The sequence below is a fragment of the Methylovulum miyakonense HT12 genome (assembly GCF_000384075.1).
Classification (GTDB): domain Bacteria; phylum Pseudomonadota; class Gammaproteobacteria; order Methylococcales; family Methylomonadaceae; genus Methylovulum; species Methylovulum miyakonense.
The window spans coordinates 3,780,237-3,800,137 of the sequence record NZ_KB913025.1; the positions used below are offsets into that span (position 1 = coordinate 3,780,237).

The 19,901-nt window shown below is 52.1% G+C and carries 20 protein-coding genes; 12 read left to right on the forward strand and 8 right to left on the reverse strand.

The window, feature by feature from the left end; all coding sequences use genetic code 11:
* Positions 1-128: 128 nt before the first annotated feature.
* Entirely contained in the window at positions 129-533 is a 405-nt protein-coding gene (locus METMI_RS0118570; RefSeq protein ID WP_019867807.1) for a 6-pyruvoyl trahydropterin synthase family protein, read from the forward strand.
* 6 nt (positions 534-539) lie between these two features.
* Positions 540-1,007 carry a DUF1249 domain-containing protein gene (locus tag METMI_RS0118575; RefSeq protein WP_019867808.1) on the forward strand — a complete coding sequence of 156 codons (468 nt, stop codon included), beginning with the start codon at positions 540-542 and terminating at the stop codon, positions 1,005-1,007.
* 33 nt (positions 1,008-1,040) lie between these two features.
* Here METMI_RS0118575 and METMI_RS0118580 read toward each other — a convergent pair whose 3' ends face one another.
* The 4 genes from METMI_RS0118580 to METMI_RS0118595 form a co-directional block, all read right to left on the reverse strand.
* Positions 1,041-1,718 carry a phytanoyl-CoA dioxygenase family protein gene (locus tag METMI_RS0118580; RefSeq protein ID WP_019867809.1) on the reverse strand — a complete coding sequence of 226 codons (678 nt, stop codon included), beginning with the start codon at positions 1,716-1,718 and terminating at the stop codon, positions 1,041-1,043.
* A 7-nt stretch (positions 1,719-1,725) separates the two neighbouring features.
* Positions 1,726-2,871, reverse strand: a complete 1,146-nt coding sequence (gene lpxB, locus METMI_RS0118585; RefSeq protein ID WP_040572805.1) for a lipid-A-disaccharide synthase — start codon at positions 2,869-2,871, stop codon at positions 1,726-1,728.
* Between the two features lie 124 nt (positions 2,872-2,995).
* Positions 2,996-4,087 (reverse strand): DegT/DnrJ/EryC1/StrS family aminotransferase, encoded by a 1,092-nt coding sequence (locus METMI_RS0118590; protein WP_019867811.1) that lies wholly within the window; start codon positions 4,085-4,087, stop codon positions 2,996-2,998.
* Positions 4,088-4,318: 231 nt separating this feature from the next.
* Entirely contained in the window at positions 4,319-4,681 is a 363-nt protein-coding gene (locus tag METMI_RS0118595; protein WP_019867812.1) for a winged helix-turn-helix transcriptional regulator, read from the reverse strand.
* A 155-nt stretch (positions 4,682-4,836) separates the two neighbouring features.
* Here METMI_RS0118595 and METMI_RS0118600 point away from each other — a divergent pair, with 155 nt between their 5' ends.
* A complete protein-coding gene (locus tag METMI_RS0118600; RefSeq protein WP_019867813.1) occupies positions 4,837-5,244 on the forward strand; it encodes an MAPEG family protein in 408 nt (135 codons plus the stop codon).
* A gap of 148 nt (positions 5,245-5,392) precedes the next feature.
* On the opposite strand, the gene METMI_RS0118605 is transcribed toward METMI_RS0118600, so the two are convergent.
* Positions 5,393-6,331, reverse strand: coding sequence for a Gfo/Idh/MocA family protein (locus METMI_RS0118605; RefSeq protein WP_019867814.1), 939 nt, complete (start codon positions 6,329-6,331; stop codon positions 5,393-5,395).
* Positions 6,332-6,578: 247 nt separating this feature from the next.
* Between METMI_RS0118605 and METMI_RS0118610 the strand changes: the two genes are divergently transcribed.
* The 8 genes from METMI_RS0118610 (at position 6,579) to METMI_RS0118645 (ending at position 16,210) form a co-directional block, all read left to right on the forward strand.
* The gene (locus METMI_RS0118610) at positions 6,579-7,157 is read left to right on the forward strand and encodes a TetR/AcrR family transcriptional regulator (protein WP_198007943.1); all 579 of its coding nucleotides are present in this window, start codon (positions 6,579-6,581) and stop codon (positions 7,155-7,157) included.
* 87 nt (positions 7,158-7,244) lie between these two features.
* Positions 7,245-8,807, forward strand: a complete 1,563-nt coding sequence (locus METMI_RS0118615) for an efflux transporter outer membrane subunit (RefSeq protein ID WP_019867816.1) — start codon at positions 7,245-7,247, stop codon at positions 8,805-8,807.
* Between the two features lie 138 nt (positions 8,808-8,945).
* Entirely contained in the window at positions 8,946-10,076 is a 1,131-nt protein-coding gene (locus METMI_RS0118620) for an efflux RND transporter periplasmic adaptor subunit (protein ID WP_019867817.1), read from the forward strand.
* Positions 10,077-10,082: 6 nt separating this feature from the next.
* Entirely contained in the window at positions 10,083-13,139 is a 3,057-nt protein-coding gene (locus tag METMI_RS0118625; protein WP_019867818.1) for an efflux RND transporter permease subunit, read from the forward strand.
* Between the two features lie 127 nt (positions 13,140-13,266).
* Positions 13,267-13,962, forward strand: a complete 696-nt coding sequence (ispD, locus tag METMI_RS0118630) for a 2-C-methyl-D-erythritol 4-phosphate cytidylyltransferase (protein WP_029151796.1) — start codon at positions 13,267-13,269, stop codon at positions 13,960-13,962.
* The gene (gene ispF / locus METMI_RS0118635; protein ID WP_019867820.1) at positions 13,959-14,435 is read left to right on the forward strand and encodes a 2-C-methyl-D-erythritol 2,4-cyclodiphosphate synthase; all 477 of its coding nucleotides are present in this window, start codon (positions 13,959-13,961) and stop codon (positions 14,433-14,435) included. The genes ispD and ispF overlap by 4 nt, the downstream gene beginning before the upstream one ends.
* Positions 14,436-14,789: 354 nt before the next feature.
* A complete protein-coding gene (locus METMI_RS0118640; protein WP_019867821.1) occupies positions 14,790-15,647 on the forward strand; it encodes an FG-GAP repeat domain-containing protein in 858 nt (285 codons plus the stop codon).
* Between the two features lie 56 nt (positions 15,648-15,703).
* Complete coding sequence (locus METMI_RS0118645; RefSeq protein ID WP_040573223.1) at positions 15,704-16,210, forward strand: L,D-transpeptidase; 507 nt, start codon at positions 15,704-15,706, stop codon at positions 16,208-16,210.
* A 33-nt stretch (positions 16,211-16,243) separates the two neighbouring features.
* Here the strand turns inward: METMI_RS0118645 and METMI_RS0118650 are convergent, their stop codons facing one another.
* The 3 genes from METMI_RS0118650 to METMI_RS0118660 all read right to left on the reverse strand — a co-directional run bounded on the left by METMI_RS0118650 (position 16,244) and on the right by METMI_RS0118660 (position 18,433).
* On the reverse strand, positions 16,244-17,464 hold the full coding sequence (locus METMI_RS0118650) for a hypothetical protein (RefSeq protein WP_019867823.1): 1,221 nt from the start codon (positions 17,462-17,464) through the stop codon (positions 16,244-16,246).
* Positions 17,465-17,494: 30 nt separating this feature from the next.
* Positions 17,495-18,061: a hypothetical protein gene (locus METMI_RS0118655; protein WP_019867824.1), complete on the reverse strand. Its 567-nt coding sequence runs from the start codon at positions 18,059-18,061 to the stop codon at positions 17,495-17,497.
* Between the two features lie 96 nt (positions 18,062-18,157).
* Positions 18,158-18,433, reverse strand: coding sequence for a cupin domain-containing protein (locus tag METMI_RS0118660; protein WP_029151799.1), 276 nt, complete (start codon positions 18,431-18,433; stop codon positions 18,158-18,160).
* A gap of 178 nt (positions 18,434-18,611) precedes the next feature.
* Between METMI_RS0118660 and METMI_RS0118665 the strand changes: the two genes are divergently transcribed.
* On the forward strand, positions 18,612-19,808 hold the full coding sequence (locus tag METMI_RS0118665) for a hypothetical protein (RefSeq protein ID WP_019867826.1): 1,197 nt from the start codon (positions 18,612-18,614) through the stop codon (positions 19,806-19,808).
* The last annotated feature ends 93 nt before the right edge of the window (positions 19,809-19,901 follow it).

A 19,901-nucleotide genomic window follows, 5' to 3' on the forward strand; every position in this document is an offset into this window, starting at 1 on the left:
AGACGGAAAGATAAAAATTAACAGTTTTACACGCCCTTCGTGGCGTGGATAAGTAAATCATACCCGCAAAGGCGACGAATTATAGTAAACTGCCTCCCTCTTTACCCCCCGCCGATTTGTCAGATTTTATGTACAGCATTACCAAAGAAGTTTATTTTTGCTACGGGCACCGCCTAATGAACCATGCCGGAAAATGCCGCCATTTGCATGGGCATAGTGTCAAAGCGTCAATCACCATCCAGCAGGAAACCTTGGACGGGCAGGGCATGGTCTGTGATTTTGCCGACATCCGCGATTGCGTGGAAAAATACATTGATGAAAACCTGGACCATAATTTTTTGCTGCACAAAGACGACCCCATCATCCCGATGCTAACGGCCCAGAACGAACGCTTTATGGCCTTGGATGAACACCCCACCGCCGAAGTATTGAGCAAAATGCTCTACCAATACCTCAAACAATCCGGCTTCAACGTCGCCCAGGTAGCGCTGTGGGAAACCGCCAGCGCGTATGCCTGTTACCATGAAAACTGACAGGCCATGAGCGTCTTCCTGCCCGTCAACACCTCGTATTGCCTGGAGCAAATTTGCGAATCCAACTTCCAGAAATTGCTGCGCCTGATTCCTGATCTGTCGGATATCAAAGAAGCGGCGATAGGGTTGGCGGCTTCGCAAACCACGCTGTATCTGGAAGTGATAGAAGAAACGCCGTACACCAAAACCGTCGAACTCAGCCATTGTTTTAGCAACAACACCAACGAACTCATGGCCCCGGCGGTGATTATCCGCGTGTACTTGGATGCGCGGCTAGCGGAAGTGTTAAGCGACCATGCCAGGGCGCGGGTGGCGCGGGTTTTCCCCGATCCCCGCAAAAGCCGCGACATCATGAATTACAAATGGCGGCTGAATTACTTTTTGCAAAAATGGCTGGATCATTGCCTGGGCAAGCACTACCAATTTTCTTCCAAACAACCCCGCCTTCCAGACGTGACCCGTATGGAGCGGTAGCGCAATACGGGATTATTCCCACCTTGCCCGCTGTCACTCGCCAAAGACAAGCCCCGGCGGATCAAACCAGCCAACCTTATCCATTCGGATGTTGCGGAGACTCACCGTTTCGAGATGTGTAGCGTAGAGCGGCCCGGCGAAATAGCCGATCAGGATGGAGCGGCGGCGCGCGCCAGTCGGGTTCAAGCTGCCCGCATGCACCAGATCGGCATCGAACACCAGGATGTCGCCAGCGGAGCCTGAGAGCTGCACCGACCGGGACTCGTCATTGAAGTCAAACGGCGGTTCATCCTGTGTAGGGCGGTGGCTGCCGGGGACGATACGGGTCGCGCCGTTCTCGTAGCCATAATCGTCGAAATAGGCGATGGCATTCACCGTATCGCCTGGCCGTTGGGCCGACAGGTCGCGGTGCAGGTTCTGGTAGCCGCCGCCCGCCAAGGGCTCGCGCCCTTCCACTTGCGAGAGGAAGAACCGTTCGCCAATCAGCCCGCCGACCACGGCCAGCAGCTCCGGCAGGCGGCACACGGCCTGCACGTTCGGGTCGAGGTCTAACAACGAATGGCGCCAGTCCGCCCCACGCGGCACGGGCCATTGATCCGAAGGCATCACGCCCGCATCGAACGCAGCACGAAGCTCATCCAACCATCCGGTCGGGATCGCCCCACGCAGCAAGGCGTAGCCGTCTTGATGGGCTTGCTTGTGGTCAATCATAATGGGGTCAGTCACCTAAAAGCATCCCCACAACCAAATCCGCCATATTCCTTGACGCACCGCCCTGCCCCAGTTCCGCTTTAACATCCGCCAAATCCTTACGCATTTGTCCGGCATATTGCCCATCGGTCAACATTTTCAGCATTTCGGTGGCTAGATTTTCGGGATTGGCTTCGTGTTGGATGAATTCTTTGATGATTAGCTTGCCGGCGACAATGTTCGGTAAGCCGATGAACGGGGTTTTGACCAGCCAGCGGCCTAGCCAATAGGTGATGGCGGCGAGTTTGTAGCAAATCAGCATCGGCACGCCCAGCAAGACGATTTCCAGGGTTGCCGTGCCGGAGGTGGTCATGACCGCATCACAGCATTGGATGACATCGTAGGGCTGGTGTTTGATGACGGTCACGTTGACCGTAGTTTGTGATAAGTGGCTGTTTAGCAAGGCATCCGAGATGGCATCGGCTTGCGGCAGGATAAATTGCAGGCCAGGCACAAGTTTGTGCAATTGCTCGGCGGCTAGTAGCATGACAGGCAACAGGCGTTTGATTTCATTGGCGCGGCTGCCTGGTAACAAGCCGACAATGGGCTTGCCTTCCGTTAATCCAAAGGCCAGCAAATCCTCGGTTTTGCTGCGTTGCGGTTTGACCTTATCGACCGACGGATGCCCGACATAACGCACGGGCACGTTTTCAGCTTCGTAATACGCGGTTTCAAACGGGAAAATCACCGCCATCATGTCGATGACTTTGCCATATTGCTTCACCCGCCCTGCCCGCCAGGCCCAGACTTGCGGGCTGACGTAAAACAGGACTTTGATGCCTTGCTGTTTGGCAAACTTCGCCAGTTTGAAGTTGAATTCTTTGTAATCGACGCACACCAGCAAATCAGGCCGCTCGCTGGCGATGAGGTTTTGCATCAAGGCCAAGGCGCGACGGATTTCTCCGTAATGCTTAATGACTTCCACCACGCCGATAACCGCGATAGCCGCCGAGTCATAACGGATATCGACACCCGCTTCCGCCATTTTTGTGCCGCCCATGCCAATGCCCTGAAGGTCTGGCAGTTGTTTTTTCAGCTCCAGAAACAGATTGGCGGCGTGTTGGTCACCGGACGATTCACCGGCACTGAACATTACGGTTAAGGGTTTTGACATGGAGGGCTTTTGTACGCTTATGGTAGGGTGGGCAACGCTTTTCTGCCCACCTTGTCATGGCAAATGGTGGGCAGAAAAGCATTGCCCACCCTACATTTTTTGGGTTTACCCCAATCTAAAACCACTAAAAGACGCTTTTAATGACATCAACAATTTCGTGAATTTCTTCGTCTTTTAAAAATGGACAAATCGGTAGGGAGAAGCAGTTGGCGGCGACGGATTCGGTTACTGGCAACGACATGCCTTCGCACTCTTCCTTAAAGGCAATTTGCTGATGTAGCGGCACTGGGTAATACACCGCACAGCCGATTTGCTTGGCTTGCAGGGCTTGCATGATTTCGTCGCGGCGTTCGGATAACAATGTGTATTGATGGTAAACATGCACCCCCAAACCGTCTTCGAAGGGCGTGGTAAGCGGCAGATCCGCCATCAGCTTGGAATAAAGGTGCGCGGCGCGGCGGCGGCCCTCGTTATATTGCTCCAGGCGTTTGAGTTTCGCCCGCAAGATCACCGCCTGCATTTCATCCAAGCGGCTGTTGTAGCCGATGATGTCATGGTAATAACGGACATTGGAGCCGTGGTTGCGCAGTTGTTTTAGTTTTGCCGCTGTGCTGTCGGAATGGGTGACGACCAAGCCACCATCGCCAAATGCGCCCAAGTTTTTGCTAGGGAAAAAGCTAAACCCTGCTGAATCTCCGATGGCTCCGGTTTGTTTGCCGTTGACGCTGGCGCCAAAGGATTGGCAGCAATCTTCAATCAATTTTAGGTCGTGTTCTTGGCAAATTTCCACAATTTGCGCCATATCGGCAGGCTGGCCGAACAAATGCACGGGCATCACGGCTTTGGTGCGTGAGGTGATGGCTTTGAGGATCGCTTCAGGGGCGATGTTGAAGGTGCGCGGGTCAATATCGACAAACACCGGCGTTGCGCCCACGTATTTGATCGCTTCCGCGGTCGCGATAAAGGTAAACGCCGTGGTGATGACTTCATCGCCCTTCCCTATGCCTTCCGCCAACAAGGCCAAATGCAGCGCGTCCGTGCCAGAAGCTACGCCCAGCGCGTGTTTCACGCCCAAATACGCGGCGCATTCCTGCTCAAACGCCTGCACGTTCGGGCCTAAGATAAACGAGCAGTTTTCTATCGTTTGCGCCAAGCCCTGTTCGACTTCGTCTTTAATTTCAGTGTATTGGGCCTTGAGGTTTACCATTGGTATCATGTTTTTTCCTTATCTCCACGGTTTTGTGGTTTGTTATTAATTTGAGGTTGTGGGATGTAACCCACAGGCCATAAAGGCCTGAGCTACTAAGCCAATCAAAATCAGTCGCTGAATACTCTTTTAAATCATCTAACAGTTCATTGTTACAGCCCGAAGGGCATCCATTGATTATTTCCAGACCGGCTTGGTTGCCAGCAGGGGGCGCATTAGGCGATAAAATCCCGCCATCGCTCAAGAATCATCTAATATTTCAGTGGCTTGGTTCATGCGTGGCAACATTTGAACCTCGGACCATTCTTTTAAAGCAAATAAAACCGGGCTTAAGGTTTTACCGAATTCCGTCATTGAGTACTCAACTTTGGGCGGGACTTCGGCGTAAACCTTACGGTTTATCAAGCCATCACTTTCCAGTTCCCGCAATTGATTGGTCAACATGCGTTGGGTCAAACCTGGCATCAGCCTTCGTAGTTCGTTAAAACGGCGGGTTTCTTCCAAGACACGGAACAAGATGATCGCTTTCCATTTACCGCCAATGAGGTCAAGGGCCGCTTCAACAGGACAATTGGTATAGGCTGGGTGGCGCTGTTTACGCATTTTTGCGTCCATTAGTATCAAATAAGACACTATATACAATATTTGTGCGTACTATTCAATAACAGCCATTAAGGCTACATTAATAGGGTGCTGGAGAATTTGGCACGGCTAAAACACCATCCCTTATTAATCACCCCCCATTGGGAGCGAATATTATGCAAACTTTATCAGTTGAACTCTTTTGGCTGACGTTAACCATCCTAATGACGGCTGTCATTTGGGTGCCTTATATAGTCAACCGTTTGGTAGAAGACCAACCTTGGCCCGCGTTGATGAATCCGCAACCTGATTTGCGCCCGAAAGCACAATGGGCCGAGCGGCTGATGCGGGCGCACGACAACGCGGTTGAAAACTTGGTGGTCTTCGCACCGCTCGTGTTGATGGTTCACGTGACAGGGATGTCGACGGCCTTGACTGCAAATGCTTGCATCCTGTATTTTTTCGCCCGTCTCATCCATTTGCTGTTGTACACTTTCGGAGTCCCGTTTTTTCGGACGCTGGCTTTTTTCATTGGCTTCTTATGCCAAATGGTTTTAGGGTCGCACCTGCTAGGGATTATTTAAAAGTGCCGTTTTTATTGTGGCAACAATATTCGGGGAATATGCCAAACACACACTAATACGCCCCATGTTTTCACAGAGTCTTCACGTTACGGCGTGGGGACTCTGGGAAACAATGCAATTTCCAGATATTTCCCGACCGACAAAAAACTCATTTCTCCCCCAACAACCCCGTAATCCGGATCGCCGTCTCCAAGGCCCTACGCCCTGCTTCACCAGACACCAACGGCTTGCTGCCTGTTTGGATGCAGCTGACAAAATGCCGGATCTCCGCCAACAAAGCATCGCCGCTTTCAAACACCGATTCTTCAGTTTCAATCTCAGGGATGCCCGGGAACATTTCTTTTTTGCCAGTGCGGTGTTTGGTCAGGGTTTTGTTTTGGAAATCGACGGCGACGTAAGAGCTGGGGCGGAACAGGCGCATTTTACGCTCCAGTTTCATGCTGATGCGGCTGGCGGTGACGTTGGCGACGCAGCCGTTTTTGAACAGCAAGCGGGCGTTGGCGATGTCCGTGCCTTGCGTCAATACCGCAGTGCCGCTGGCGTCGATGCGTTCGACTTCAGAATCGACCAAAGCCAAGATGATGTCGATGTCGTGGATCATCAGATCCAGCACCACGCTGACATCGTTGGCGCGGGGGTTGAACGGCGACAAGCGGTGCGATTCGATGAACAGCGGTTTTTCGTCTTTGTCCAGCCCCAACACGGCGGGGTTGAAGCGTTCCAGATGCCCGACCTGCAAAATCAAATTTTTGGCGGCGGCGGTGGCGATCAGGTCATCGGCTTCGGCGACGGTGACGGTGACGGGTTTTTCCACCAGCACATGCACACCCGCATTGAGGAAATCTTTGGCGACACGATGGTGCAAGGTCGTGGGCACGACAATGCTGACCGCGTCGATTGAACCATTGAGCAATGATTGGTAATCAATGAGGGCTTGCGCACCGTGTTTGTCGGCGACGGAGCTGGCGGCGGCGGGGTTGACATCCACCACGGCGACGAGTTCGCAATCGGGTAAGGAGGCGTATTTTTCGGCGTGGAATTTACCTAAATAACCGGTGCCAATCACGGCGCATCTTAATTTTTTCATTTGTGTGTATTACGGTGGGTCAGTGCAATCACCTGGCTTGATGGCGGCGGCCAATACGGTGATGGGAAAAGGATGGTGCCGGCTATTGTAAGCGATAGGGAAATATTCAGAAACTTTTCAATGCCGATGTCCGGCTGGCAAAAGCGTTGCCTGGTAGCGGCTTTACGACGGCATGGCCAAAAAAGGTTTGCCGATTAAAGTTTCGGTGATACTATTTTACCGAACGTTCGTTAGGGTTATAAGAAAAGTGACTTCCAAAGAAAAAATTTTAAGTGCCGCCATCATGTTGTTTGCCGAAAAAGGCTATTCCGGACTGTCGATGCGGCAGTTGGCGGCTAGCGTTGATATGAGTGTCGCGGCCATCTACCATCATTTCCCGGATAAAAACGCGCTGTATTTAGCGGCGACCCGCTATGCGTTTTCTGGCAAAGAGGCGGTTTTTGCCCAGGTGTGGGAAGCGGAATGCCCTACCGTTGAAAAACTGAAAAAATTCATCCGTGCGTTAATCACAGTCATGTCGCAAGACAATACGTTTTGCCGTTTGGTGCAGCGCGAGATTATGGAAGCCGACCCTGAACGTATGCAGTTATTGGCGCAGGGCGTGTTTAAAAACCAGTTTGATTTGCTGTTGCAATTGGCGGCGGAATTGGCCCCGGAACGGGATCCCTATCTGGTGGCGACGTCGATTATTGGTTTGGTGAAAATTTATGTCGACCACCAGCCATTGAACAAACATTTTCCAGGTTGGCGGCCTGAGTATGCAGAACCTGAAGCGATCGCCAACCATGTGGCCGACCTGTTGCTTAATGGTTTGATCACTAAATAAAGCCCGGATCCGGCAAGCCACGGCGCCCACGATTTAACCCGCTAACCTGCTTCGGCACAGACCATCTATCCAAGGGGAAGATATTACATGCTATCCAAACGACGGGGTTATCCCTTAAAGACGCCAAGCGCCGGACCGCAAGGCTTACGCCTAGTGCTGATGGCGGGCATGATGACAGTGTCCAGTTGCACATTGGGGCCTGATTTCACACGTCCGGCCAGCCCCGATGTTCCGGCTTACACGGATAAGGCCGAAGCGGAACACGCGGTCAAAGCCTTGCGGTTGGGCAAAGAATTGCCGGGGCAATGGTGGACGCTGTTCCATTCCAAACCCTTGACCCTGCTGATTGAACAGGCGATCAAGCACAACCCGGATTTGCAATCGGCACATGCCACCTTAGTCCAGGCGCAAGAAAACACTTCGTCCAAGGAAGGCTCGTTATGGCCGGCCATCGACGCGACGGGCTATGCGACCCGCCAGCAAATTTCCGGCGCACAATTTGGTAACCCCAATTTTAAAGGGTCGGTGTACAACCTTTACAACACCTCGTTAGGCATCTCTTATACGCTGGACGTGTTCGGGGCCATCCGCCGGCAAATCGAAAGCCTTGATGCCCAAGCGGAATTCCAGCGTTTCCAATTGGAAGGCGCGTTTTTGACGATAGCGTCAAACATCGTCACAACGGCGGTGCAAGAAGCCTCCATACGGGCGCAAATTGATGCGACCCAAGAAATGATCGCTTCGCAGGCTCAACAATTGGACGTGATCAAACAGCAATTTGAGTTGGGCAGCACGTCAAAAACGGCGATATTGGCGCAGCAATCGGCCTTGGAACAGACCAAAACTACTTTGCCGCCCTTGCAACAGCAACTCGCGCAATTGCGCAACCGCCTGAAAGTGCTCGTCGGCACATTCCCCAGCACCGATTTGGCGGCACAGTTCAAGCTTGAGGAAATCACCCTGCCGGACCATTTGCCGCTCAGCTTACCGTCCAAATTGGTCGAACAACGCCCTGACATCCGCGCCCAAGAAGCCCTGTTACACGTCGCCAGCGCGCAAATCGGCGTGGTGATCGCCAGCGTCTTCCCTGATTTTACGCTGAGGGCCAATGTGTCCACGATTGCCACGGAAGCGGGGAATTTGTTCGCCCCAGGCAGCGACATTTGGAACATGACCGCCAATTTGGCGCAGCCGATTTTCCACGGCGGGCAATTGACGCATCAGCGCAGGGCCGCCAAAGCCGCATACCAACAAATCGCCGAACAATACCGCAGCACGGTTTTAACGGCTTTTAAAAATGTCGCGGACACCCTAAACGCCCTGCAATACGATGCCGAAGAACTAAAAACCCAGGAATCCGCGCAACGTGCCGCCCATGAAACCCTGGAGCTGACCCAAACCCAATTCCTCATTGGCGCGGTCAGTTATTTGGATTTATTGACCGCCCAACACAATGACCAGCAAGCGCGGCTTGGGCAAATCAAAGCCAAGGCCACGCAACTCAGTGACACCGCGGCTTTGTTTTTGGCCTTAGGCGGCGGTTGGTGGCAACGGGCGGATTTGGCCAAAACGCTTACGGACAACCAGCCTAAAACCAAGAAACCCACGTCCTTACTGGAACAATTTGAACAATTTCGAACAGGAAAATAACCCATAGGCAAGGATGGGGGATTCCCCGCCCAGCCCCGGCCTATGACAGGATCCGCCAACAACAAATTTTTTCGTGCCTTTCGTGCATTTCGTGGACGGCATTAAACATCAACGAACAATTTCGAACAGGAAAATAAGATGGTTAAGCGTATGCTCATTATGCTCATCGTTGTCGGCGTGGTGCTGGGCGGTGTGTTTGGTTTTATCGAATTCAAAGGGCGCATGATCAAGCAATTCATGATGTCCCAAGGCGAACCGCCGCAAACGGTTTCAACCATCACCGCCAGTTTCCAAGACTGGTTACCGGAACTTGAAGCCGTCAGTACGCTACGCGCCGCCCAAGGTGTCGAACTGAGCTCAGAAGTGGCGGGGCTGGTGAGTGAAATCCAGTTCAAACAAGGTGATAACGTCGCCGCCCATGCGCCGCTGGTGCAATTGCGGGCCGATGACGAAATCGCCAAATTGAAATCGCTCAACGCCACCGCCGAATTGGCGCGCATCACTTTCCGGCGTTCCGAAGCGCAATTTCACGCCAAAGCCATCAGCCAGCAGACGGTGGACATCGACAGGGCGAATTTGAACATCGCCCTCGCCAATGTCGCCGCGCAACAGGCATTGGTGGATAAAAAAACCATCCGCGCCCCGTTTGCCGGGCAACTGGGCATCCGCAACATCGACCCCGGGCAATTCCTTGATGCCGGGGTGAGCATCACCAACTTGCAAAACCTCGATACGGTCTACGCCGACTTTTACTTGCCGCAGCAAAACCTCGCGGTGTTAAAAATCGGGCAATCCGTCAACTTAAAAACCGATGCTTATCCGGCACAAGATTTTGCTGGCGTAATCAGTGTGATTGACCCCAAAGTCGACCGCAACACGCGCAATGTCCTAGTCCGCGCCACCTTGAAAAATCCTGGCCATCGCCTGATACCCGGCATGTATGCCAAGGCGCATGTCGTCACGGGTGACGCGCAACCCTTGATCACGGTACCGCGCACCGCAATCAGCTTTAATGCCTTGGGCGCGAGTGTCTTTGTGGTTGAAGACAAGGGCAAGGATGATAAAGGCCAAGCCAAATTGGTCGCGCATCAGGTGTTTGTGGCCACTGGCGCGGCACGCGGCGACCAGATCAGCGTTCTCAAAGGCATCAAAGATGGGGACACCGTTGTCACGACCGGACAAGTCAAACTGCATAACGGTACCACGGTGTTGGTCAACAATACCCAGCTGCCCAGCAATGACCCTGCCCCCCAACCTATTGACCAGTAGGCCACTATGAACCTAACCGACATTTTTATCCGCCGCCCTGTTTTGTCAATGGTCATCAGCATTATGTTGCTGGTGCTGGGCTTGCGTTCGCTGACCAGCTTGCCTGTGTTGCAGTACCCTCGCACCGAGAACGCCGTGGTCACCGTCACTACGGCCTATTACGGCGCAGACCCGGATGTCATCGCGGGCTTTATCACCACGCCATTGGAAACCGTGATCGCCGAAGCCAATGGCATTGACTACATCACCTCCATCAGCCAAAACGGCGTCAGCACCATCACCGCCAATTTGCGCCTGAATTTTGACCCGAACAAAGCCTTGACCGAAATCAACGCCAAGGTGAATTCGGTGCTCAACCAACTGCCGCCGGAATCACAACGTCCGGTCATAAACGTGAAAATTGGTGAAACCATCGACGCGATGTACATCGGTTTTTCCAGCGACACCTTGCCCGCCAACAATATCACCGATTATCTGGTGCGCACCGTGCAGCCGCGTTTGCAATCGGTGGAAGGCATCCAGTTAGCCGAATTATTGGGCAGCAAAAACTTCTCCTTACGCGCCTGGTTAGACCCCGACAAGCTCATGGCCTATGCGCTGACCGCCACCGATGTCAGCAATGCCTTGAAACAAAATGACTTTATCGCAGGCGTTGGGACAACCAAAGGGCAAATGGTGCAGGTCAACCTGACCGCATCGACAGGTTTGCATTCGGTCGCCGAATTTAAGGAACTGATTATCAAGCAGCAAGGTGGCGCGATCATCCGCCTGAAAGATGTCGCCAACGTCACTCTAGGGGCGGATGATTACGAGTCCAGCGTGTCTTTCGATGGTGACAAGGCGGTTTATATTGGCCTGCAAATCGCCCCCAGCGCGAATTTGTTGGACGTGATCGGACGGGTGCGCGAGGTGTTCCCTGACATCCAGGCACAACTGCCGGAAGGGATGAACGGAAAAATCGTTTATGACTCGACCAAGTTTGTCGATAGCTCCATCCATGAAGTGGTCCATACGCTGGTTGAAGCCCTGATTATCGTCACCTTGGTGGTGTTTGCGTTTTTGGGTTCGCCGCGTTCGGTGCTGATTCCGGTCATCGCCATCCCTTTGTCGCTGATCGGCACGTTCACGATGATGCTGATCTTCGGCTTCTCCATCAACTTGCTGACGTTGTTGGCGTTGGTGTTGGCGATAGGCTTGGTGGTCGATGATGCGATCATCGTCGTCGAGAACGTCAACCGCCATCTGGAAGACGGCATGGAGCCGATTCCGGCGGCACTGTTGGCGGCGAAGGAATTGACCGGCCCCATCATCGCCATGACCATCGTCCTGATCGCCGTCTATGTGCCCGTCGGCTTCCAAAGCGGTTTGACGGGAGCCTTGTTTTCTGAGTTCGCGTTCACCGTGGTCGGTGCCGTCACGGTGTCGGCCATTGTCGCCCTGACCTTGTCGCCGATGATGAGCTCACGGTTATTAAAAGTCCACAAGCATGACCGTAGCGGCTGGGAAGAGCGTTTGGTGGATTGGATAGACCGGAATTTTAACCGCCTGAGCAAAATGTACGGGCGTTTGCTCCACGCCACGTTGAATTATTTGCCGGTGACCGCGGTGTTTTCACTGATCATCCTGGGCAGCATCTATTTCCTGTACGCCAACGCCAAAAGCGAACTGGCCCCGCAGGAAGACCAAGGTGTCATCATCAGCATCGCCAACACCGCCCCCGACGCCACGTTGGGGCAACGCCTGATGTATAGCCAACAGATTTATGAGGCGTTCCATCAATACACCGAAACCGACCATGTTTTCCAACTCGAAGCCCCGGGTTCCTCCATTTCCGGGATGGTGCTAAAACCCTGGCATGAGCGCCCGCAAACCGCCACGCAAATGCTGCCGCAAGTGCAAAACGATTTGAACAAAATCGCCGGGGTCAAAGCCGCCGTTTTCCAACCGCCGCCTTTGCCCGGCAGCAGCGGCATGCCCGTGCAGTTCATTATTGGCAGCAACGAATCTTTTGAACAGCTGAACATTGTCCATGAACAATTTATGGAGGAAGCACGTAAAAGCGGGCGGTTTATTTTTGTCGACAGCGACTTGCGTTACGACCAACCGCAAACCCGCCTGAACATTGACCGGGATAAGGCGGCCTTGTTGGGCTTGACCATGCAGGATGTCGGCGCTTCCTTGGCGTCAATGCTTGGCGGCGGTTATGTCAATTATTTCAGCCTTGATGCGCGGTCTTACAAGGTCATCCCGCAGATACAACAAAAATTCCGCCTGAACCCCGAGCAATTGCTGGATTACCCCATCCGTACCGCCGATGGCGGTAGCGTGCCCTTGTCGACTATTGCGACGCTCAGCACCGAAATCGTGCCGCGGTTGCTGAACCACTTCCAGCGCACCAATGACGTGATGATCGTGGGCGTGCCTTTTCCTGGCGTGACCTTGGGTGACGCGTTGGCGACTTTGCAGGACATTGCCAAAAAGGTGTTGCCGCCGACTTACAGCATCGACTATGCGGGGCAATCGCGGCAATTGATCAAAGAGTCCAGCGGGTTTGTGTTTACTTTCCTGTTTGCGCTCATCATCATTTACTTGGCCTTGGCGGCGCAATTTGAAAGTTTCCGCGACCCGCTGATCATTCTGGTGTCCGTACCGATGTCAATTGCCGGGGCGTTAGTTTTTATCGCCTTAGGCATCGGCAATGCGACATTGAACATTTATACCGAAGTGGGTTTGGTCACCTTGATGGGCCTGATCAGCAAACACGGCATCTTGATCGTGGAATTTGCCAACAACCGCCAAAAAGAAGGCATGGGCAAGCGCGAAGCGATAGAATCCGCCGCCAGCATCCGTTTGCGCCCGATCCTGATGACCACGGCGGCTATGGTGCTGGGCGTGTTGCCCTTGATTATGGCAACGGGCGCAGGGGCGGTGTCACGGTTTAGCATGGGGCTGGTGATTGCCACCGGCATCGCCATCGGCACTTTCTTCACCTTGTTCGTCGTGCCTGCCGTGTACCTGATGTTGGGCGAGGACCATCATAAAACCCAAGCCGAAACGGTTTAGCTTTTATCGGGTAACGGGTTTGCAACCGTAACCGTAACGTTTTATCATCCCCTACGGACATCAAAAACGTTACGGAACGGGCCTTCCCGTTCCGGTCTGACCTAAACCACCACAAAACCTTCTCATAATGACCCGACCACAAAAATTCTGGGCCGTTGTCCCGGCCGCTGGCGTAGGCAAGCGGATGAACGCGGGCCGCCCGAAACAATATCTCGAACTGGGCGGCAAAACCGTACTTGAACATACCTTAAGCCGCTTGCTGCAATCTGAAGCTTTTGCCGGCATCGCCGTGGCGGTTTCCGAAGACGACGGCTACTGGCCAGATTTGCCCGTCGCCAGCCATCCGCAAATTATCCGTGCCAAAGGCGGCATCGAGCGCGCTGATTCCGTGCTATCCGCCCTGACCGCCTTGCGGCATCTGGCGGCCGATGATGATTGGGTGCTGGTGCATGACGCGGCAAGGCCGTGCATCACCGCCAGCGACATCCACCTGCTTATCGGCACTTTGCGCGATGACGACGTTGGCGGCATCTTAGCGTTGGCTTCGCACGACACCCTAAAAAACGTCGATAAAGGCAGTATCCTCGGCACGTTGGACAGAAGCCATATTTGGCGGGCATTGACCCCGCAAATGTTCCGTTACCAAGCCCTAAAAAATGCTTTGGAGATGCACCAAGGCAATCCGGCAATCACCGACGAAGCCAGCGCCTTGGAACTGCAAGGCCAACAACCCAAAATTGTTGAAGGCCGCCCCGACAATATCAAAATCACCCGTCCCGAAGATCTGGCGCTCGCCAACTTTTATATGGAGCAACAACAATGATACGCATAGGCCAAGGCTACGATGTCCACCGTTTTAACGAGGGCGACCACATTATTTTAGGTGGCGTGACCATCCCCTACGGACAAGGCCTGGAAGCGCATTCCGATGGCGATGTCGTGCTGCACGCCCTGTGCGACGCGCTGCTCGGCGCGGTGGCCTTGGGCGACATCGGCAAACACTTCCCCGACACCGACCCTGAGTTTAAAGGCGCGGACAGCCGCGTCCTGCTCCGCCATGTTTATAACATCGTCCAGGAAAAAGGCTACCAACTGGTCAACGCCGACATGACCATCATCGCCCAAGCCCCCAAAATGGCCCCGCACATCGCGGCAATGTGCCAGAACATTGCCGAAGATTTGCAAGTGGCGATCGATTGCATCAACGTCAAAGCTACGACAACGGAGAAATTGGGGTTTGAAGGGCGTAAGGAAGGGATTGCGGTGCAGGCGGTTGTTTTAGTCGTTTCGGATTGATGGTCGGGTGGAGGAAGGAGTTAATTTCGCTGAGTTTGTAAATTGTTTGTCACAGTAAGTTGGTAATATTTTTTGAACCCAGAAAAATTTTCAAAAAAGGTGAATTTATTCACAAAAATAATGTAGATTGTTGCTAGACACACAGGCCAATCGCCGTCATTTTCAAAAACATGACGGCCAATTTTGACCTATCCCCTTTGGTATAGGTCTGAGGATCCCCGTTAGCTGGCTCTTGCATGCCAGCAAAGGCTTGTCAAACGTGTAAGCTCTTTTTGGTATTATTTTTGCTGCAACATCAGTCGTCAAAACATCCCTAATCCACCACTTCCTTCATTTTGTAAACAAATTAATTTTATGGCTGCAAATTTTCAAAACTATATCCTCCAAACGGGTACTGCCTTGCACGAAACTGATGATTCCTTTGCCTTCGCGTTAGGAAATTGGAACAGCAATGGCCGCCCGGATTTATTTATCATCAAAAAGAGCAACACCGGCACGGGCAGCACAGAAGTCAGCATCTTGTCAGGCGATTCCAATTATCAACACTATCTGCTGCAAACTGGCACCGCCCTGCACCAGACTGACCATAGTTTTGAGTTTGCCGTCGCAGACTGGAACAAAGATGGTTGGCAGGATCTGGTCATCATCAAAAAAAGCAATACGGGTACGGGCAGCACCGAGGTTAGCGTCTTATCGGGCGCAACCAATTTCCGGCAATATTTATTGCAAACCGGGACGCCTTTGCATCAGACCGATGGGAATTTTAGTTTCGCAGTTGCCGATTGGACAGGGGATGGCAGGCCCGATTTGTTCATTATCAAAAAAAATAATACAGGCACGGGTAGCACTGAAGTCAGCATCTTATCAGGCTCGTCCAATTATCAGGAATATCTGCTGCAAACCGGTACGGCCTTGCACCAAACTGATGACAGTTTCAACTTTGCCGTCGCGGATTGGAATAATGATGGCTGGCCTGATTTGATTATTGTCAAAAAAAATAATACGGGTACGGGCAGCACAGAAGTGAGCGTCTTGTCAGGTGCGACGAACTTTCAGCACTATTTATTACAAACAGGCACGCCACAGCATGTGACCGACCACAATTATGCTTTCCTCGCATCTAACTGGGGGGGACGGGGAGATTGTGACTTGGCGGTTATCAAAAAAAATAACACCGGCACAAAAAGCACTGAAATCAGCTTCATGCGCTGATGTTGCCGCCATTGCTGTTAGCCAAGCCTATTGGCCACTATTTTAAAGCCCCGGATATGACCGATCCCAACCCAATTTCCCCTGCCGATTTTCTCGATATTTCTATCAGTGCCCAACAGCTAGCAATCATTGAGAACCATCAGATTGTCCAAACGTATCCTGTCTCCACGGCAAAAAAAGGTACGGGCGCACAAAAAGGCAGTTATTGCACGCCGCTGGGTTGGCATAAAATCCGCGCTAAAATAGGCGCTGGCCAGCCTTTGAACGCCGTGTTCATTGGAAGGCGCGCCACTGGGGAAATCTATAACCAAGCCCTTAAACAGCAATATCCGGAGCGCGACTGGATACTCACCCGCATATTATGGCTAGGCGGATTGGAGCCAGGGCGTAACCGTTACGGTGATGTCGACACCGCCTGGCGTTATATTTACATACACGGCTGCCCGGATGAGTTGATGGCGGGGTTGCCCGAATCACATGGCTGCATCCGTATGAAAAACGCCGATGTCGCTGATTTGTTCAGCCGTGTCAATGCTGGCCTAAGCGTCTATATCCATCCGTGACCCCTGACATCAACCGTTAATATCCGATATGGCTTACTGGGGTGCTTGTGGGACGATGGTTAGGGTGACAGAGCTTTCATTACGGGTTAGCCCGGCACGGTAACGATGGTCATGGGACATATCTAAAGCGGCTTGCAAGTCCGCCATTTCGGTCTTGCCACGCACAGATTGTTGGGTTGCGGGATCAATCCGATAAGCAACAACGTCACCCCAGTCCCGTTCGGGATATTGCCGCGTATTAAAATGTGGATGCCTGGCGCGTTCATTTCGGGTAAACCCAAATTCAAGGTATGCCTCAGTCACAGCCCAGAGATGATGGTCTTGCCAGAACAAGGGGGCGATGGAGCCTGGGTAGACATCCGTCATCAGCACCGTCCTTGCATCCTGATAGACCGCCAGATCCGGATGGCCTTCGCCAACCGAGGCCGCCGCCCAAAAACTTGAGCCTTGATCCACTTCGATGCTAAAGACATGCGCGAACTGGCGTTCAATATCCTGATACACCGTTTCAAATTGTCGCCCGGCAAAGGTATAACGGTAAAAATTATCCTCCACCACGTCATCTTCATGTTCCGGCTTAGCCATCGCCAGCAGGAAACCGGCATCATCGCCCAACCAAGCAAAGCAACGTGGACGGTAGGCCTGGGGTATCGCGAATTCGGCGACCGGTGTGGTTTGCCCGGCATCAATGACCATCACCCTGCCCTGCTGTCGCCCATCCACAACCAATACCGCCAAGCGGCTGGATGCATGGGCCCATTCATAATCCACCACCGCACCCGGTATGGTCATTTTAATCGGGGATGCTTTAGCAATGGCTAGCACGACAAAACCTGAGCCACGCTTCATCACTTGCCAATCCGCGTTGGCCCACTCGCCTTGGGGGGTTCTCTCGAATTTTGGCTCAATCGGGACTTGTCCGATGGTGCTGGCTAATGGGGTATCAGGACGTTTCCCTCCGCTGTAATAACCTGTTAACACCACATAGTGTCCGGCAAATTTCTGCAATTTTTCGGTGCTGACATGTTTTGAAGGAAGGAGAACAATATCAAGGGGTAAATTCTGTCCGCCGCCGTCGCTTTCAACAACATAAAACGGGTCACCCGGCGCATTCCATGATGACAGTGATTTCACATCGGTGCGTTGCTCATGGATGAGGCCTTGCACGGTCGTCATTTGCGGGTTTTCAGCCCTGGCCGTCAGGCATAAGCCCAAAAGCAACAAAAAGGCCTGGAACGAAAAGAAAGTTTTCATGAGTAGCCTGCAATGGATAATTTATTCGTTTTAATCCCAATGTTGCCAAGTCCGGTTGGAGCTTGTGTACTCCCAGCCACCCATCAGCCCGGCCTCATCCGGCACAGAAAACTTAAACATCAAGCCGTCTGAAAAATAAAAACTATCGTCCTTAAACAGCCAGGGCAGCCCTTTTGGGGGCATAAGCTTAGCAAGGTTTGCCGGATAGGCGCCCGCCGAGGCTTTTTGCGCATCTAATACAGGCGCAAGGGCTTCACAAAACGCTTGTGCCTGCCTGACATCATGACGGGCCACCTCATTTGAACCCCAAAGCGGGATCACTAAGGCGACAATAAAACCTGAAACGGCCATCCCTTTCCTAGCGTAGCCAAGCCATTGCTGTTTGTTGAGGAGTTTCCCGGCAACAAACCCGGCCAAGGCAATGAAAAATGAGGGTAATCCGACGTAAACAGCAAATGCCAACCCCAGCATGAAGGCGCCAAAAGTCCCCCGCCCAACCCATAAAATCAATGACGCCAATACCAGGTAACAGATCAGGCAAGTGGCCAGCAAGACGCCCCATGATTTTATTGGTTGGGGTTGTTGGTGCATTTCCATGATAATTTTCCAATTTGGCCTTATCAAAACATAAGTGATGGCAACAATAAAAAAGGCATCCTATGGATGCCTTTTTATGACATTGAAAACCGGCAATCAATCGTAATGGTAATGTTTGCGCAAGGGTTTGACCACTTCCCAATGGCTGTCCAAACCTTGATGGAACATCACCAAATCACCCGGTACAATGCGGACAGGCTCCCCTCCAACCGGGGTGACAATAATTTCGCCTTCCAGGACATAGGCAGTTTCTGTTTCATCAAAATCTATCGGGAAAGCCGAGATTTCCTTTTCCCAGATAGGCCAGTTGGCAACACCCAATGCTTCCAAACGTTCCTGGCTAGGGTTGTGTTCAATCGTAATTTGACTCATGGTTTCCTTTAATATAATAGCTTGTGAGCTTTGGATTTTACCATTGATGCCAGCGGGCTTACCCCAAAATTTATCGGCAATGGGTCTAACGTGGTAAAAACTGTTTTGTGATGACGGCCCATTACTCACTGGTATTGAGCCTGCTCCCCAATTGATTGCCCATTATTCAGGATAATAGATGAAAAAATTATATCTCCATGCTGGCTTTGGTAAATGCGGCAGCAGTTCTATCCAAGCCTTCCTTTCCCGTTACGAAAAATTCAAATGCGAAAACGGCAATGATATGGTTTATGCTGCGCTTACTAATGACCGGCGCGTCCTTTATGGCAAGGAACTAACGCAACTTGCGGGTCAAAACCACAGCGGTTCGATCACTTCCATACCCTTTCCGCTGATGAAACCATCACCCGAAGAGTATTTTAATGCGGTCGGAGACCAGCTTATCGGGCTGCTAGAAAAAAATCATGTTGTCCTTTCGCAAGAAAGCTGGAGCAATAAAAAAGCAGAATGGGATGGCATTTCTTTTTTTCAAAACAATAAGCTTGAGGTGGACTTTATTATCTATATAAGGCCACCGGTCACGCGGGTCAATAGCTCTTGGTGGCAGTGGGGGGCCTGGGCTAATCAAGAATTGGATGACTGGGTGGCCCAATCGGTCAGCGCCGTCAAATATGAAAAAAAAATTAGGCAACTTAATGGCTTAAGCTGGGTTAATCGTGTCCATGTCCGCTTGCTGGACAACAATTTGCTGGACGATTTTTCAAGCGTGATCCGCTTGGATAAACAGGTGCACCAAGCACCGCACGCCATGGCAAATAAGAGTTTGCCTAATGGCATTTTGCGCCTGTTCCAAACACATAAGCGGTTGCGCCCTAGCCCCCATGCTTCGGCAATAGATTTTATCCTTGAAAAACATTTGAAACTCGAAGGCGAAGCGGATTGGGTGCTCGACCCGGCCCATATAAAAACAATTATCGAAGAAACTCGGGACAGTAATCTTGCCCTACTGGATTTTATTGATGAAGACTGCAAAGGGAAATTCATTGCCGATCAACGCTATTGGGATGCGGCCGCCTTTGATGACAAAGTCGCCCAACCGACGGGCGGCATCAAACCCTCTTACGAAGAACTGGAAGGCATTGCATTGGCGGGTATCGATGCAGTGATGGATTTGGCTACACAACAGATGGCAAAGTCCCCTGCCGGCCCGTCATTTAACCAATCTGATATTTGGAGGGATTTGGCATTACATGTCGAAAAGGCAGATATTGAACTTGCGTACCGGTTATTGCAGCAGGCCGATAAACTTTGCCCTGGCACCCCCCATATCCAAAAAAAGCTGGCCCAATACAAGACGGCATTGGATGCAATGTAACGATGCCTTAGGATAGAGATAACACGCCATCAAAGGATGCCCTCTGTTTAACAAAACGCTAGAACCAATGCCTGACACAAATCGCCACGCCGT

What these genes read in the sequence shown, in the direction of transcription:
- ispF (WP_019867820.1), top strand. Translation starts at nt 13,959, where the DNA reads ATGATACGCATAGGCCAAGGCTACGATGTCCACCGTTTTAACGAGGGC.
- ispD (WP_029151796.1), top strand. Translation starts at nt 13,267, where the DNA reads ATGACCCGACCACAAAAATTCTGGGCCGTTGTCCCGGCCGCTGGCGTA.
- METMI_RS0118660 (WP_029151799.1), bottom strand. Translation starts at nt 18,433, where the DNA reads ATGAGTCAAATTACGATTGAACACAACCCTAGCCAGGAACGTTTGGAA.
- lpxB (WP_040572805.1), bottom strand. Translation starts at nt 2,871, where the DNA reads ATGTCAAAACCCTTAACCGTAATGTTCAGTGCCGGTGAATCGTCCGGT.
- METMI_RS0118640 (WP_019867821.1), top strand. Translation starts at nt 14,790, where the DNA reads ATGGCTGCAAATTTTCAAAACTATATCCTCCAAACGGGTACTGCCTTG.
- METMI_RS0118655 (WP_019867824.1), bottom strand. Translation starts at nt 18,061, where the DNA reads ATGGAAATGCACCAACAACCCCAACCAATAAAATCATGGGGCGTCTTG.
- METMI_RS0118645 (WP_040573223.1), top strand. Translation starts at nt 15,704, where the DNA reads ATGACCGATCCCAACCCAATTTCCCCTGCCGATTTTCTCGATATTTCT.
- METMI_RS0118580 (WP_019867809.1), bottom strand. Translation starts at nt 1,718, where the DNA reads ATGATTGACCACAAGCAAGCCCATCAAGACGGCTACGCCTTGCTGCGT.
- METMI_RS0118665 (WP_019867826.1), top strand. Translation starts at nt 18,612, where the DNA reads ATGAAAAAATTATATCTCCATGCTGGCTTTGGTAAATGCGGCAGCAGT.
- METMI_RS0118575 (WP_019867808.1), top strand. Translation starts at nt 540, where the DNA reads ATGAGCGTCTTCCTGCCCGTCAACACCTCGTATTGCCTGGAGCAAATT.
- METMI_RS0118605 (WP_019867814.1), bottom strand. Translation starts at nt 6,331, where the DNA reads ATGAAAAAATTAAGATGCGCCGTGATTGGCACCGGTTATTTAGGTAAA.
- METMI_RS0118590 (WP_019867811.1), bottom strand. Translation starts at nt 4,087, where the DNA reads ATGATACCAATGGTAAACCTCAAGGCCCAATACACTGAAATTAAAGAC.
- METMI_RS0118650 (WP_019867823.1), bottom strand. Translation starts at nt 17,464, where the DNA reads ATGAAAACTTTCTTTTCGTTCCAGGCCTTTTTGTTGCTTTTGGGCTTA.
- METMI_RS0118615 (WP_019867816.1), top strand. Translation starts at nt 7,245, where the DNA reads ATGCTATCCAAACGACGGGGTTATCCCTTAAAGACGCCAAGCGCCGGA.
- METMI_RS0118570 (WP_019867807.1), top strand. Translation starts at nt 129, where the DNA reads ATGTACAGCATTACCAAAGAAGTTTATTTTTGCTACGGGCACCGCCTA.
- METMI_RS0118620 (WP_019867817.1), top strand. Translation starts at nt 8,946, where the DNA reads ATGGTTAAGCGTATGCTCATTATGCTCATCGTTGTCGGCGTGGTGCTG.
- METMI_RS0118625 (WP_019867818.1), top strand. Translation starts at nt 10,083, where the DNA reads ATGAACCTAACCGACATTTTTATCCGCCGCCCTGTTTTGTCAATGGTC.
- METMI_RS0118600 (WP_019867813.1), top strand. Translation starts at nt 4,837, where the DNA reads ATGCAAACTTTATCAGTTGAACTCTTTTGGCTGACGTTAACCATCCTA.
- METMI_RS0118595 (WP_019867812.1), bottom strand. Translation starts at nt 4,681, where the DNA reads ATGCGTAAACAGCGCCACCCAGCCTATACCAATTGTCCTGTTGAAGCG.